The following is a 13,628-nucleotide window of genomic DNA, read 5'->3' as shown; positions in this document are numbered from 1 at the left end:
TGACGCCGCGCCCTGCCTGGCGGGCAGGGCGCGGCGGATGATTTCTCCCGCACCGTTGGGGTGTGGGAGGACATCACATGAACGTCATCAATGACACGCGCAGCACGCTTGAAAAGCACATGCCACTGCTGCTTGGGGTGCTGGTCGCGCTGCTTGCCGGCCGGGCGTTGAAGAAAATGTTCTGGACGGCGTTCGGGATGTACTGGGTTCTTCGGGCCAGTGGCATACATTTTTGAAGCGAGTGCCTGGCGACCGCCATTCCGGCGAAAGCGGGAATCCTGCGTCTTTCATAGATGGCCAAGGGCCTGGATTGCAGCTTTCGCAGAAATGACGAAGCAAGGCGTATGCGCCGTGCTCTCTGTGGCCGCTTCCCTGCGCACGCTCATGCTTTAAGCTGTGCGCCCTCGTTCCCCATGGGAGGCCGCCATGTCCGCCAGCACAGCCCTGATCGCGCGTTACTACGACGCCTTCAACAGCGCGCACTGGGAGGTCATGCTCGACTGCCTGGCGGAGGACGTGGCGCACGACATCAACCAGGCGCATCGCGAAACCGGGCGTGAAACCTTCCGCGGTTTCCTTGAGCGCATGAACCGCTGCTACCGCGAGCAGCTACGCGACATCGTGATCATGGCCAGCACCGATGGCCATCGCGTCGCCGCCGAATACGTCGTGCATGGCGAATACCTGGCTGATGACGAGGGCCTCCCGCCGGCGCGCGGCCAACGCTATGTGCTGCCGGGCGGTGCATTCTTCGTTATTCGCGACGGCCGCATCGCCCGCGTCAGCAACTACTACAACCTGCAGGACTGGATCGCCCAGGTCACGGGTGCCTGAGCCATGAGCTTGCGCATCATCACGTGCGCCGGTGAAGCGGTGACTCCGTATCTGGACGACCTGGCACGCCTTCGCATCGCGGTGTTTCGCGACTATCCCTATTTGTACGAGGGGGACATGGCGTACGAGCGCGATTATCTATCGGTCTATGCACGGTCGCCTCGCAGCGTGTTCGTACTGGCACTGGATGGCGATGCGGTGGTTGGCGCTTCCAGCGGTCTTCCGTTGGTTGATGACAAATCACCATTCCACCAGCCGTTCATCGAATACGGTTTTGCGCTGGACGAAGTGTTCTATTTTGGCGAGTCCGTGTTGCTTCCTCCGTTTCGTGGACAAGGCATGGGCCATCGCTTTTTCGATGAGCGCGAGGCACATGTGCGCCGCCTGGGTGGCTTCCGCTGGACCGGCTTCTGCGCGGTGGAGCGCAATGCGGACGATCCACGTTGCCCGCAAGGCTATCGTTCCAACGATCTGTTCTGGCGCAAGCGTGGTTACCAGCGCCAGGAGCACATGCTTTGCACGCTGAATTGGACGGAAGTGGGCGATGATGCTCCGAGAGCACATCGCCTGCGTTTCTGGTTGCGTCCGGTGGACGCGTGATTTCTCGCGAAGAGACTTGCATGACCCGTACCCTCGACGAATGGCTGGCCTATCAGGAGCGCGTCAATGTGCGCAGCATCGAGCTTGGCCTCGATCGCGTGCGTGCCGTCTGGCAGCGCATGGGGGCGCCTGCGACGGCCCGTTGCGTGATCACGGTGGGCGGCACCAACGGCAAGGGCTCCACGGTGGCGATGCTGGAGGCGATGCTCGCTGCCGCCGGCCAGCGGGTGGGCTGCTATACCTCGCCGCACCTGCTGCATTACCGCGAACGCATCCGCCTCGACGGCGCGGATGCATCTGACGAAGCGCTCATCGCCAGCTTTGAGCGCATCGAGGCTGCACGTGGCGACATTCCGCTGACTTACTTCGAGTTCGGCACCCTGGCGGCGCTGGACCTCTTCGCTCGCGCGGATCTTGATGTGGCCGTACTGGAAGTGGGCCTGGGCGGCCGGCTTGATGCGGTAAACATCGTTGACGCCGACCTGGCCATCGTCACGACGGTCGATCTCGACCACATGGACTGGCTGGGCCCTGATCGCGACACCATTGGCGTCGAGAAGGCGGGTATCGCACGGGCCGGGCGTCCTGCGATTGTCGGAGAGAGTGATCCTCCTGACGGTCTGCTGGATGCGCTGCGCCGGATCGGTGCCAGGATCGAACGGGCAGGCGTGGACTTCAGTGTCCAACGGCAGGCCGAAGGTGGCTGGCGCTGGTGTCATCGCGATGGCACCGCGCTGGTGTTGCCTGATCCCACACTTGCCGCACCCGTGCAGTACGCCAACGCCGCGACGGCCATCGCGGCGCTGCATGCCTTGCAAGCCATGGATGACGTGGTCAGCGGCATCGACCTGGGCAAGGCCGCATCCGTGGGCTTGCGCACCGTATGTATATCCGCTCGCCTGCAATCGCTCGGGGGCGACCCGGCGTTGGTGGTGGATGTGGGACACAACCCTCAGGCGGCGCGGGCGCTGGCCGAGTGGCTGGACTCGCGCCCCGGTGGCCGCGTGCATGCCGTGTACGGGGCTCTGTCCGACAAGGATGTGGGTGGCGTGATCCGCGCGCTCGGCGCGCGCATCGACCATTGGCATCTGGCCGGCCTGGAACACGACACGCCGCGTGGTCTGCCCGCCAGTGTGCTCGCAGAGCAGTTGCAGCTTGTGTTGCCCGAAGCGCGCTATGACCTCCACAACAACGTGCGATCGGCCCTGGCTGCCGCACGAGAGACGGCTCAAGCCGGCGAATGCGTGCTCGCTTTCGGCTCGTTTTTCGTTGCGTCGGCGGTGCTTGCTGAATCGGCGGGACAGGATTCGGCCTGACCGGCGACGCGGGCAGGTATAATCGCGCCGTTCTCGCACCCCTGCCGTTTGGAGCCTGTCTTGAAAACACGTCTGCTGGGCGCTGCCGTTCTCATCGCACTGCTCGTCCTTCTTGTGCCGATGTTTTTTTCCAGCAGTCCCCCAAGCACGAGCGGCGACGAATCGGTGAGTCTGGCGATTCCGCCTGCACCCGATCGTGACTTGCAGACCAAGACCATGAGCCTGACGCCTGGCGCGGCACCGGCATCCACAGCTCCCGCCGCTCCCAAGCCTGCCGTGCCGGCGCCGGTCGCCTCGGCGATTCCGGCAGGCTCGCCGGACCAGCTGGCCACGGTGAACATCGGCTCCAGCCGCCCGAAGGATGTGGAAACCGATCCCACCGCCGGCCAGAAGCCTGAGCCAACGACGGTGACTAAACCCGGCTCCAGCACGACGCAGCCGGTGATTCCGGCCCAGGGCAAGGCTGCCGCCACGGCGGCCACCGCTACGACCAAGCAAGCGACCAGTGCCAGCTCGGCCATCCCGGCGCAGCCGCAACCGGCGTTGCCGCCCGCTACCGCGGCGCACGGCCAGTATTCGCTCAATCTCAGCGCCTATGCGTCGACCGCCAGCGCTCAGAACCTGATCCAGCGCGTGCACGGGTTGGGGTATCCGGCATCGGGCCGGACCATCGATCAGGGCGGCAAGTCGTTGACCATGGTCACGGCTGGTCCATTCGAGTCGCGCGCTGCCGCCGAGGCTGCGCGTCTCAAGATCACCCAGACCATTCCCGGTGTACCTGCTCGCCTCGAAGGCAGCGCCACCACGCCAGCTCAGGACGATGACGCGCCGGCCGCCAAGCCAGCCAGCGCCACGCCCAACACCAAGCCAGCCGGCGCCACGCCCACCACTCCGGCTGCTGCCGCTGCTGCTACAGCCGCCCCATCGCGCGCCGGTGGCTGGGCAGTACAGGTCGCAGCCATGGGTAGCCAGGCCGATGCCAATGTGTTGCGCGACAAGCTGCGCGCGAACGGTTTCGATGGCTACGTGGATACGGTGAACGCGAACGGCAAGCAGCTGTGGCGCGTGCGCGCGGGGCCGCAGACACAGCGTGCCGATGCGGTGCGCATCCGCGACCAGATCAAGACCAAGCTGGGCGTTGACGGCAACGTCGTTACCGCCCCCTGAACCTGAATCCGCCAAATATGGTGACCCGGTGAACTGGGCCGACTACATCATCCTCGCCGTATTGGGCGTCTCGGTCTTGATCGGGCTGTGGCGCGGCCTCATCTCCGAGGTGTTGGCGCTGGCGGTGTGGGCGGCGGCGTTCTGGGTGGCCTGGACCTTTGGTCCGAGCGTGGCGGGCTACTTCGAACACAGCATCCAGCTGCCATCGGCGCGGATACTGGTGGGTTACGGCATCTGTTTCCTTGCCGTGTTGATCGCCGGAGCGCTGTTGCGCTTCCTGGTGAGCAAGCTGGTCGAAGGTACCGGACTGTCCGGCACCGACCGCCTGCTTGGCATGGTGTTTGGTTTTGCCCGCGGCGTACTGTTGGTGACGCTGGGGGTTTTCCTGCTCGGGTTTACCGCGTTCACACGCGACCCGTGGTGGCACGACTCGGTATTACTGCCGCAGTTCAAGGGAATGGCTGCGTGGCTGGGTGAGCGGGTGCCGGACAATGTCCGCCATTACCTCAATCCCCCGGCGCTGCTGGACCATCTTCCCGCCTTGCCGGCGGTTGTGCCAGGCGCTTCGCCAGCGACTGAGCACAAAACCCATCCAGCCGCCGCTTCCACGGCTGCTCCGGCCACGACTTACTAAAGATAGGCTTTCAACCATGTGCGGAATCATCGGCATCGTCGGCACCAGTGAGGTCGCCGCGTCACTTTATGACGGTTTGACCGTATTGCAGCATCGCGGCCAGGACGCTGCCGGCATCGCCACGGTGGAAGGCGCACGCCTGCGCCTGCACAAGAGCAACGGTCTGGTGCGCGACGTGTTCAGCCAGACCGCGATGAGTGGCCTGCGCGGACGCATCGGCATCGGTCATTGCCGTTATCCCACGGCCGGTTCGGAGGGTTCCGCCGAGGCGCAGCCGTTCTACGTGAACTCGCCCTACGGCATCGCCTTCGCGCACAACGGCAACCTGGTGAACACCGAGACGCTGCGTCGCGAGATGTTTGAGGACGATCGTCGCCACATCAACACCGATTCGGACTCTGAGGTGCTGCTCAACGTGCTGGCGCACGAGCTGCAGATCCAGGACCGCATGGCGCTGACGCCCGACCACATCTTCAAGGCCGTCGCCGGCGTGCATGCGCGCGCGAGCGGCGGTTATGCCTGCCTGGCGCTGCTGCTGGGCTACGGGCTGCTGGCGTTCCGCGATCCGCATGGCATCCGTCCGCTGGTGCTGGGCGAACGCATTACCGCCGAAGGCCGCGAGTACGCAGTGGCTTCCGAATCGGTGGCGCTGGACATCCTCGGCTTCAAGCGCCTGCGCGACGTCGCGCCGGGCGAGGCGGTGTTCATCACCAATGACGGCCAGCTGCATACCCGCCACTGCGCCGAGAGCGCGACGCACGCGCCGTGCATCTTCGAGTATGTCTATCTTGCACGACCGGACTCGATGATCGAGAACGTGTCCGTGTACAAGGCGCGCCTGCGCATGGGACAGAAACTCGCCGAGAAGATCCTGCGCGAGCGTCCGGATCATGGCATCGATGCGGTGATCCCGATTCCGGATACCGCGCGTACCGCCGCCTCGGCGCTGGCCGAAGCGTTGGGCGTGCCGTTCCGCGAGGGCTTCGTCAAGAATCGTTATATCGGCCGCACCTTCATCATGCCGGGGCAGGGCGAGCGCGTGAAATCGGTGCGCCGCAAGCTCAATCCCGTGGAACTGGAGTTCCGCAAGAAGAACGTGCTGCTGGTGGACGATTCCATCGTGCGTGGCACCACGTCGCGCCAGATCATCCAGATGGCGCGCGAAGCCGGCGCACAGAACGTGTACTTCGCTTCCGCCGCGCCGCCGGTGCGCTATCCGAACGTGTACGGCATCGACATGCCGGCTGCATCGGAACTGGTCGCCGCCGGCCACACCGAAAAGGAAGTGGAGAAGGTGCTCGGTGCCGACTGGCTGATTTACCAGGATCTGCCGGACCTCGTGTGGGCCGTGCAGGATGGCAACGAAGAGCTGAAGCACTTCGACACGTCATGCTTCTCCGGCGAATACGTCACCGGGCTGGACCAGCAATACCTGCAGCAGATCGAAATGCTGCGCTCGGACGACGCCAAAGCGGCCCGTCGCAGCGCGTGATACGCCTGGCTCCCTCTCCCCTTCGGGGAGAGGGCTGGGGTGAGGGGCAGTGCTTGCGACTATCTCCATGACAACCGACCTCCACGCCGCCGCCAAGCGCTGCCTCGATGCCACCGATCCGGTGGAAAAGCTGCGCCTCACGCACGAAACCTGGCAGGCGTTCCTCGCCGGCGAGCTGCATCCTGATCCTTCTGCGCCTGCACCCGAACCCATCGGCATGCCGGGGCGACCAGCCAGGCCACAACTCGTACCGCAACGCCAGGTGCCGCATCGCGGCCTTGGCACGGCGGAAGGTCGCGTGGCACTGGTGCACGCCGTGGCGCACATTGAATTCAACGCCATCAATCTTGCGTGGGATGCGGTGTATCGCTTCCGCGGCAAGCCCCACAATTACTATCGCGACTGGGCCAGCTGCGCCCGTGACGAGGCGCGTCATTTCGCCTTGCTGTCCGAGCGTCTTGGGGAACTTGGTCATGCGTATGGCGACTTCGATGCGCACAACGGCCTGTGGGAAATGGCCGAGAAGACCGCACACCACGATACGGCGCGCATGGCGCTGGTGCCTCGCGTGCTCGAGGCGCGCGGGCTGGATGTCACGCCGGGGATGATCGAACGCCTGCAATCCGTGGGCGACACACGCACCGTGGCGATACTGGAAGTGATTCTGCGCGAGGAAGTGGCCCATGTGGCTGCCGGTACGCGCTGGTTCCGCTATTGCTGCGAACGCGATGGCGTCGACCCACTCGAAACTTTCCTCGATCTGCTGCACGGCTACATGGGCCGCAACCTGCGCGGCCCATTCAACCGTCCGGCGCGGCTGGATGCAGGCTTCGACCACGAAGAACTCGACCGTCTGACCGAGCTGGCGCTGCAGGCCTGAGCCGGGTTGCCGACCCGCCGCGGCGTCGCGACCTTGTCGTCATGTTCTCCCCGCTAGCCTAGGCCGCTTCCAGCTCGCGAGGAGGCCAAGCCATGAAGTCGTTGCCCGGGAAACTCGTGTGGGTCGAACACGCCAGCACCGATCCCGCCAAGGCCAGCCAGTTTTATGGCGCACTTTTCGGCTGGGCTGACTCGCCCATGGACATCAACGGCCAGCCTTACCAGGTCATCTTGAATGCGGGCGAAGGTATTGGCGGTTATCGCAAGGCGCAGGAAGGTGAGCCCAATAACTGGGGCATCTATCTGAGTGTTGCCGATGTCGACCAGAGCTATGCAATGGCATTGGTAGCAGGTGCATCGATCTGTATGCCTCCCACCGATTTCGCGCCGGTGGGGCGCGGAGCAACGATGCTCGATCCGGTCGGTGCGATGTTCTCGATCTGGCGTAGCGTCAATGACGACGCACCCGACGCCACCGTGCCGCCAGGTCATTGGTGCTGGCATGAACTTCACGCCACCGACGATGCAATAGCGCTGGCGTTCTACGAGCAACTGTTCGGGCTTAGCCATGACTCCATGCCGGCTGGCGAAGATACCTATTACATGCTCAAGAGCGGCGATGTCGGTCGTGGTGGATTGATGCGCAACGCCGGTGGTGCGGGTCCGTCGCTATGGCTGCCGTATGTTCTTGTCACCGATGTGGACGCAGCGGCGAAAAAGGCCGAATCCCTTCATGCCGAAGTCAGCTCGCCGCCCTCGGACATACCTGGCATCGGACGCTATGCGATCTTGCGTGATCCGCAGGACGCGCTGTTCGCGGTGTTTCTGCCACAACGCCAGTAATGACGTTGCGGGATATCGAAAGTCGAACGACAACCCGTTCGTCATCCCATCGAAAACTGGAATCCAGTGCCTGCCATGTGTTGCAAGGGTGCTGGATCCCAGCCGTCATGCGGATGATGGCTTTGCACCGGCTCTTTCATCCAACCGCGACGCGGCATTAACGATGCGCAACGTTGAATAAAGCAATTGCCCAGCCTCCGAAGTTCCGGGCGGGAGGAGGCTCGTGGCCACGCCTCGACTAACGCATCTGTTGCAAGGAAATGTCCCCCGACTCGCTTCATGCCAGCAAGGCAGAGGTGGATTGAGCTGGGGGCGCCGCTGATATCGAACAGCTCAACAAGGAGGCGCGTCATGGGTAGTCTGCAACGCTTTGGTCCTCGTGTCATGGCAGCGACAGTCATCTTCGTCGCTGCTTTGAGCGGCGTGTCTGCCGCGCAATCGCCACCGGCCACACCACCGGAAAAGACGTCCGCTGCCGCCGCGGAGCCGGCGATCGAGCCAGGTGTCATTGATGAACTCAACAGGATGGGTGCCTACCTGCGCACGCTCAATATGTTCACGTTGCGCGTGGATGGCACGATCGACGAGGTGCTGTTGAGCGGGCAAAAGATCCAGTTTGGCGGGGCACTCACTTACAAATTCCACAAGCCCAATGGGCTCTACCTCGATCAGAACACCGATCGACTGCAGCGACAATTTTTCTTCGACGGCAAAAACTTCACGCTGTATTCCCCGCGCATGCATTTCTACGCGTCGACACCCGCGCCAGCGACCGTGAAGGAGCTGATAAGCGATCTTCAGAACAAATACGGCATCGAGCTTCCGGTGGCCGACCTTTTCGTGTGGGGAACAGATGCGGCTGATGTGAGCGCGATCAAAAGCGCCATCGATATTGGTCCAGCACACGTCAACGGGGCGGCATGCGAGCAATTCGCCTTCAGGCAGGAAGGTGTCGATTGGCAGATATGGATCGAGCATGGTGACAAGCCGCTACCACGCAAATTGGTGATCACGACCATCGATGATGACGCCAAGCCCCAGTACAGCGCGATGCTCAATTGGGATACCGCGACCAAAGTGCCCGAATCGACCTTCACGTTCACGCCGCCCAAGGATGCGCGCCGGATCACGTTCGCCACGATGGATGGCGCAGCCACCGCGGCAAAGGAGCAGGGCCATGTCAAATAAGACGCGTGTTCACCGACCAGGTGTGCTTTTGTCCGTGCTGCTGATCGTCGTCATGGGCTTGGTTGCAGTAACGGCCAGCGATGCTCGCGAAGTACGTGGCGGCACTCGTACCAACATCAATGCCGGAGGCAATCGAGGCGGCAATGTGAACCACAATGCCAACGCCAATCGCAACACCAACACCAACGTAAACCGCAACACCAATGTCAACCGCAACACCAACGTCAACGTGAACCGCAACGTCGACGTCAACGTCGATAACGGCTGGAATCACGGCGTAGGCGGATGTTGTTATCACCCGATAGCCACTGCGGCGGCGGTGACGGCAACCGTGGCAATTACCGCGGCCGTTGTCGGTTCGGTGGTCAATACGGTACCTAGCACTGGCTGTCAGACCACGGTGATCAATGGCATGGGCTACACCCAGTGCGGTTCCACCTGGTACCAGCCTCAATACTCGGGCACACAGGTTACCTACGTGGTGGTCAATCCGCCTGGATGAAATTTCAAGCGCGGCCTTGCTGCCGGTGTTCTCGCCGACGCGATCCTGTGTTTGTGGAGTGGCGCTACTGGCGGACCGCTGTGGCTGCGGCGGCCCGCCGTTGATCGGGGTAAATCGTCTGCATGTATCGCCACAACGCACGTGCGTTGTAGAGAAATTCCACAACAAGCCAGCGGAGAAATGCCATGAGCGACAAGCCAACGATTGTTCTGGTGCATGGCTTCTGGGGAGGCGCAGCTCACTGGACCAAGGTCATCCTGGAACTCACGCGCAAAGGGTATGGATCTTTGCGAGCCGTGGAGCTTTCTTTGACCTCGTTGAAAGAAGACGCCGAGCGCACACGGAAGATGGTGGCGCAACAGGCCGGCCCCGTCATTCTTGTTGGACACTCCTACGGAGGTGCCGTGATCACCGAGGCGGGCGATATGCCAAACGTTATTGGGCTCGTCTACATCGCTGCATTTGCACCGGATGCTGGCGAGAGCCCGGGCGGCATCAGCCAGATGCATGCGCCTGCAGCCATCGCCAATCTGGCGCCCGATAGTGATGGCTATCTCTGGATCAAGTACGACAAGTTCCACGAGAGTTTCTGCCAGGACCTCCCTGCGGACGAGGGCCTGGTCATGGCCGTCACTCAGAAGGCGCCACTGGCTTCCACGTTTGGTGACACCGTCACCGCACCGGCGTGGAAGAAGAAGCCGTGCTGGTATCAGATATCCAGCGAGGATCGGATGATCCACCCGGAGAATGAGAAGTTCATGTCGGCACGAATGAACCCAAAGAAAATCATCACTCTGCCGGCGGGACACGCGTCATTGGCTTCCAGGCCGATCGAGATTGCCGCCTTGATTGATGAAGCGGCTACGGCAGCAATCCAAGGTAAGTAACACTGGGGTCGAGCGATCGCACCAGCGCGCGCAACGCTACCTTCCCGAAAGGTCGGTCTCCATCAGAGGGTCGCGACATGACTTCTAATGCCCCCATGGATCAGCGGGCGCACCCATCGACCTTTCTGCGCGGGTTATTGCCGCTGAACCGTGCAGCGTTGCCGCATGACATCGTCGCTGGTATCACCCTTGCCGCACTCGGCATTCCGGAAGTGATGGGCTACACCAAGATTTCAGGCACACCCACTGTCACGGGTCTTTACACGATGTTGCTTCCGCTCATCGTTTTTGCCTTGTTGGGTGCGTCGCGTCATCTTGTTGTTTCGGCGGACTCGGCAACCGCAGCCATTCTGGCCGGTACGCTGGCGACGGTAGCTGCCCTGGGAAGCCCTGAGTATGTCAACTTGACGAGCCTCGTAGCACTCACCGTGGCCGCAATGTTGGTGATCGCGCGCATCTTTCGGCTCGGCTTCCTGGCAGATTTTTTGTCGCGCAGTGCGTTGATCGGCTTCCTGACCGGCGTCGGTATACAGGTGGCGGCAAGCGAACTCGCGGGATTGTTTGGACTGCCGAAAGAAGGGCACGGTCCACTAGGACAGATAGTTTCCGTGTTTCGACGACTTGGCGAGACGCATGGCGCAACGTTGGTGCTCTCTGTCATCGTCCTTGTCGTGATCGCGGGGTTCAAGCGCGTTTCACCGCGTATTCCAGGTGCGCTCATCGCTGTGATCGGTGCCATTGCGGCCAGCTCTTTCTTCGACTTCGCGGGACGCAGCATTGAAGTGATCGGCAACGTTCCCAGTGGACTACCCTCATTGTCCCTTCCGGCGTTCAAGCTTGAGAACTTTGATCAGGTGCTGGCCACCTCGGGCTCATGCTTCATTGTCATTATCGCCCAGAGCATTGCTACAGCTCGCGCCTACGCCAACCGCTACAACGAGCGTGTCGATGCCAATCTCGATATCGTCGGGCTGGCAGGAGCCAACGTGGCCGCAGCAGTGACCGGAACGTTTGTGGTGAACGGTAGCCCGACCAAGACGGAGATGGTTGATGATTCGGGCGGTCGCAGCCAGATTGCGCATCTGACCACAGCGGCCATCGTGCTGCTCGTTCTTCTGTTCTTCACCAGGCCACTCAGTTTCATGCCGACAGCGGTGCTGTCGGCGATCGTCTTTCTCATCGGCGTGAAGCTGGTTGACCTGAAGGGGATGGGCGAGCTGTACCGTCTTCAACGGGATGAATTCTTCCTGGCCCTCGTTACTGCAGGGACGGTCGTGTTTGTGGACGTCAAGCACGGCATCATCGCCGCCGTCCTGCTTTCACTCATAGCTCATGCGCGGCACAGTTATCGCTTGCGCACGCGCGTGCTGACACGAGGTGAGACTGGGCAATGGCAGGAAGTTCCGGTGGCGCCTAACCTGTTGGCAGCCCCCGGAGTTATTGTCTATCGCTTCGAGGCTGACATTTTCTATGCCAACGCCAATCGCTTCATGGAGGAGATCTTTGCGATGGTTGAGGGTGCACAATCCCGGGTTGGCTGGGTTGTGGTTGATGCGGGTCAGGTCCATAACCTCGATTACACCGCGGTGAAGATGCTGGTGCAGCTACGCGATGAACTGCTCCGCAGGGGCATAGGCATCGCGTCTGTGGCATTGCCGGAGCGGGTGAGTGCAGAGATTGAACGCTATCGAGAAGGAGCCGCGCCGCCAACTCGTCAAACCAGCTTTGAAACCATCGATGCTGCCGTCGAAGCCTTGCGTGACGCAGCGGCTCCGGAAGCGACGCCAGGTCAGCAGTCGGCGTAACAACGCCATCGGTATCTATTGAGGGCGCCGCCCTGCCCGGGAAGACCGGCATGAGGCCTGGTGTGGTGCATTGTGGATGTCAGATTGCACAAAGCATGTGGCTGGGCAGCTTGCACGAGAAATTCATTTGCCGTGGTTAGCGCGCATCTTCGTTAGTGCGCGCGCTTCATCAACGCAAAAAGAGGCGTTGTCAGCAAGAGAAAGATCAGCGCCCTTCGGTCAAGCAGTGCCGTTTGTCCGACCACCACGCCGACGCAATAGAGGCATGCGAGGATGCCAACCACGACGAGTACCCGCCTTCTTGTCGTCGGAAGCTCGATAGTCTGGTTGAGTCGCCACATGGCGACGACCGAATAGATATAGGGCAGGGCCATCAGGACGACGGTCGCGTTGGTGATGATGGAGAACTGGGTGGCGATGGTTGGCGATGTGGTGAGAGCCAGCATCAGCGTCATCAGCACGCCGGTGATGACGAGATTGCGGGTCGGCATGCCTTGGTCGTTGGTTACGGCAAATTGTCGGATGAACATGCCGTCGGTGGCTGCTGCCTGCGCCGACTGGGCGACAATCAATATCCAGCCAACCAGCGCGCCGGCTGCCTTCATGATGGCAGCCAGCGAGATCACCACGGCTGCCCATGGGCCGAGCATGATGCCCGCAGCGTCGGCAAAGGGCGCGGCCGAGCCTTTCAGCTGATCGTTCGGAAGAATGCCCATGATGACGGTGCAGCACCCGACATAGATAGCCGTCGAAAGCACAAGACCGATGACTGTTGCCAACGGCACGTTGCGACTTGGGTTTTCGATGACGCCTGCAGAAACGGCTGCACTCTCGACACCCAGAAATGCCCATAGCGCGATCGATGCGCTCTGAACCACGGCAGACGACGTGGGCAGCGACTGCGGATTCCAGCCCGCCTGAAAGACGTCCGGCCGGAACCAGTGCCATCCGAGCAAACCAACGAAGGCGATTGGGAGAATGCCTGCGGCCGTGCTTATGGTCGTGAAGCGACCGATGGTCTTCGCCCCTCGAGTGTTGAGCCAGATGAAAAGCCAGATCACGAACGCCGTGCAGCCATTGGCCAGCCAAGGGTTGGTTAGTGCGGGAAAGAACTCCGCCAGATAGCCCGTTACTGAAATGGCAATGGCGACGTTGCCGATGACATTCGCACTCCAGTACAGAAAGTTGGTTTGGAACGCCGCAAATGGACCGAGGTGATCGCGCGCATAGGCGTAGGGTCCACCCGCCTGTGGTTCGACCATGCCCAAATGCGCAAAGACCAACCCCAGCGCACTGGCGCCCAGGGCGGACACGATCCATCCATAGACGGAAATACTGCCGATGTTGGCAAGGCTGGAGGGAAGCAGAAATACGCCCGTGCCCACCATGTTCGCCACCACCAGCGAAGAGGCTCCGACCAGACCCATTTTCTTTGTTTGCTGCGACGCCATGGAGATTTCCCGTCAGTTAAACACTCCATC

14 protein-coding genes are annotated in these 13,628 nt (G+C 61.8%); 13 read left to right on the top strand and 1 reads right to left on the bottom strand.

Annotated elements, in window-relative coordinates; translation table 11 throughout:
* Positions 1-77: 77 nt before the first annotated feature.
* The 13 genes from AC3CBN_RS16945 (at position 78) to AC3CBN_RS16885 (ending at position 12,147) form a co-directional block, all read left to right on the top strand.
* A complete protein-coding gene (locus tag AC3CBN_RS16945) occupies positions 78-236 on the top strand; it encodes a hypothetical protein (protein WP_488634160.1) in 159 nt (52 codons plus the stop codon).
* Between the two features lie 190 nt (positions 237-426).
* Positions 427-834 (top strand): ketosteroid isomerase-related protein, encoded by a 408-nt coding sequence (locus AC3CBN_RS16940; protein WP_488634159.1) that lies wholly within the window; start codon positions 427-429, stop codon positions 832-834.
* 3 nt (positions 835-837) lie between these two features.
* Positions 838-1,434 carry a GNAT family N-acetyltransferase gene (locus tag AC3CBN_RS16935; protein WP_488634158.1) on the top strand — a complete coding sequence of 199 codons (597 nt, stop codon included), beginning with the start codon at positions 838-840 and terminating at the stop codon, positions 1,432-1,434.
* Between the two features lie 20 nt (positions 1,435-1,454).
* Positions 1,455-2,750 carry a bifunctional tetrahydrofolate synthase/dihydrofolate synthase gene (gene folC / locus AC3CBN_RS16930; protein ID WP_488634157.1) on the top strand — a complete coding sequence of 432 codons (1,296 nt, stop codon included), beginning with the start codon at positions 1,455-1,457 and terminating at the stop codon, positions 2,748-2,750.
* A gap of 60 nt (positions 2,751-2,810) precedes the next feature.
* On the top strand, positions 2,811-3,917 hold the full coding sequence (locus AC3CBN_RS16925) for an SPOR domain-containing protein (RefSeq protein WP_488634156.1): 1,107 nt from the start codon (positions 2,811-2,813) through the stop codon (positions 3,915-3,917).
* 28 nt (positions 3,918-3,945) lie between these two features.
* A complete protein-coding gene (locus AC3CBN_RS16920) occupies positions 3,946-4,551 on the top strand; it encodes a CvpA family protein (RefSeq protein WP_488634155.1) in 606 nt (201 codons plus the stop codon).
* Between the two features lie 16 nt (positions 4,552-4,567).
* Entirely contained in the window at positions 4,568-6,043 is a 1,476-nt protein-coding gene (gene purF, locus AC3CBN_RS16915; protein WP_488634154.1) for an amidophosphoribosyltransferase, read from the top strand.
* A 67-nt stretch (positions 6,044-6,110) separates the two neighbouring features.
* The gene (locus tag AC3CBN_RS16910) at positions 6,111-6,923 is read left to right on the top strand and encodes a ferritin-like domain-containing protein (protein ID WP_488634153.1); all 813 of its coding nucleotides are present in this window, start codon (positions 6,111-6,113) and stop codon (positions 6,921-6,923) included.
* 92 nt (positions 6,924-7,015) lie between these two features.
* Complete coding sequence (locus AC3CBN_RS16905; protein ID WP_488634152.1) at positions 7,016-7,765, top strand: VOC family protein; 750 nt, start codon at positions 7,016-7,018, stop codon at positions 7,763-7,765.
* Positions 7,766-8,116: 351 nt separating this feature from the next.
* Positions 8,117-8,953: a DUF2092 domain-containing protein gene (locus AC3CBN_RS16900; RefSeq protein WP_488634151.1), complete on the top strand. Its 837-nt coding sequence runs from the start codon at positions 8,117-8,119 to the stop codon at positions 8,951-8,953.
* Complete coding sequence (locus AC3CBN_RS16895; RefSeq protein ID WP_488634150.1) at positions 8,943-9,455, top strand: hypothetical protein; 513 nt, start codon at positions 8,943-8,945, stop codon at positions 9,453-9,455. Before AC3CBN_RS16900 ends, AC3CBN_RS16895 begins: the two co-directional genes overlap by 11 nt.
* A 185-nt stretch (positions 9,456-9,640) precedes the next feature.
* The gene (locus AC3CBN_RS16890; RefSeq protein WP_488634149.1) at positions 9,641-10,342 is read left to right on the top strand and encodes an alpha/beta hydrolase; all 702 of its coding nucleotides are present in this window, start codon (positions 9,641-9,643) and stop codon (positions 10,340-10,342) included.
* 77 nt (positions 10,343-10,419) lie between these two features.
* Positions 10,420-12,147: a SulP family inorganic anion transporter gene (locus tag AC3CBN_RS16885; RefSeq protein ID WP_488634148.1), complete on the top strand. Its 1,728-nt coding sequence runs from the start codon at positions 10,420-10,422 to the stop codon at positions 12,145-12,147.
* Between the two features lie 152 nt (positions 12,148-12,299).
* On the opposite strand, the gene AC3CBN_RS16880 is transcribed toward AC3CBN_RS16885, so the two are convergent.
* The gene (locus tag AC3CBN_RS16880; RefSeq protein WP_488634147.1) at positions 12,300-13,598 is read right to left on the bottom strand and encodes an amino acid permease; all 1,299 of its coding nucleotides are present in this window, start codon (positions 13,596-13,598) and stop codon (positions 12,300-12,302) included.
* Positions 13,599-13,628: the final 30 nt, after the last annotated feature.

It is taken from the genome of Dyella sp. OK584 (genome assembly GCF_057787755.1).
Note: the sequence above shows the minus strand (reverse complement) of the source record. Positions and strands in the feature narration are given on the sequence as shown.

Bases quoted from the DNA above. Each gene is read 5' to 3' on its own strand.
- AC3CBN_RS16945 (WP_488634160.1), top strand. From the start codon at position 78: ATGAACGTCATCAATGACACGCGCAGCACGCTTGAAAAGCACATGCCA.
- AC3CBN_RS16940 (WP_488634159.1), top strand. From the start codon at position 427: ATGTCCGCCAGCACAGCCCTGATCGCGCGTTACTACGACGCCTTCAAC.
- AC3CBN_RS16935 (WP_488634158.1), top strand. From the start codon at position 838: ATGAGCTTGCGCATCATCACGTGCGCCGGTGAAGCGGTGACTCCGTAT.
- folC (WP_488634157.1), top strand. From the start codon at position 1,455: ATGACCCGTACCCTCGACGAATGGCTGGCCTATCAGGAGCGCGTCAAT.
- purF (WP_488634154.1), top strand. From the start codon at position 4,568: ATGTGCGGAATCATCGGCATCGTCGGCACCAGTGAGGTCGCCGCGTCA.
- AC3CBN_RS16910 (WP_488634153.1), top strand. From the start codon at position 6,111: ATGACAACCGACCTCCACGCCGCCGCCAAGCGCTGCCTCGATGCCACC.
- AC3CBN_RS16905 (WP_488634152.1), top strand. From the start codon at position 7,016: ATGAAGTCGTTGCCCGGGAAACTCGTGTGGGTCGAACACGCCAGCACC.
- AC3CBN_RS16900 (WP_488634151.1), top strand. From the start codon at position 8,117: ATGGGTAGTCTGCAACGCTTTGGTCCTCGTGTCATGGCAGCGACAGTC.
- AC3CBN_RS16895 (WP_488634150.1), top strand. From the start codon at position 8,943: ATGTCAAATAAGACGCGTGTTCACCGACCAGGTGTGCTTTTGTCCGTG.
- AC3CBN_RS16890 (WP_488634149.1), top strand. From the start codon at position 9,641: ATGAGCGACAAGCCAACGATTGTTCTGGTGCATGGCTTCTGGGGAGGC.
- AC3CBN_RS16885 (WP_488634148.1), top strand. From the start codon at position 10,420: ATGACTTCTAATGCCCCCATGGATCAGCGGGCGCACCCATCGACCTTT.
- AC3CBN_RS16880 (WP_488634147.1), bottom strand. From the start codon at position 13,598: ATGGCGTCGCAGCAAACAAAGAAAATGGGTCTGGTCGGAGCCTCTTCG.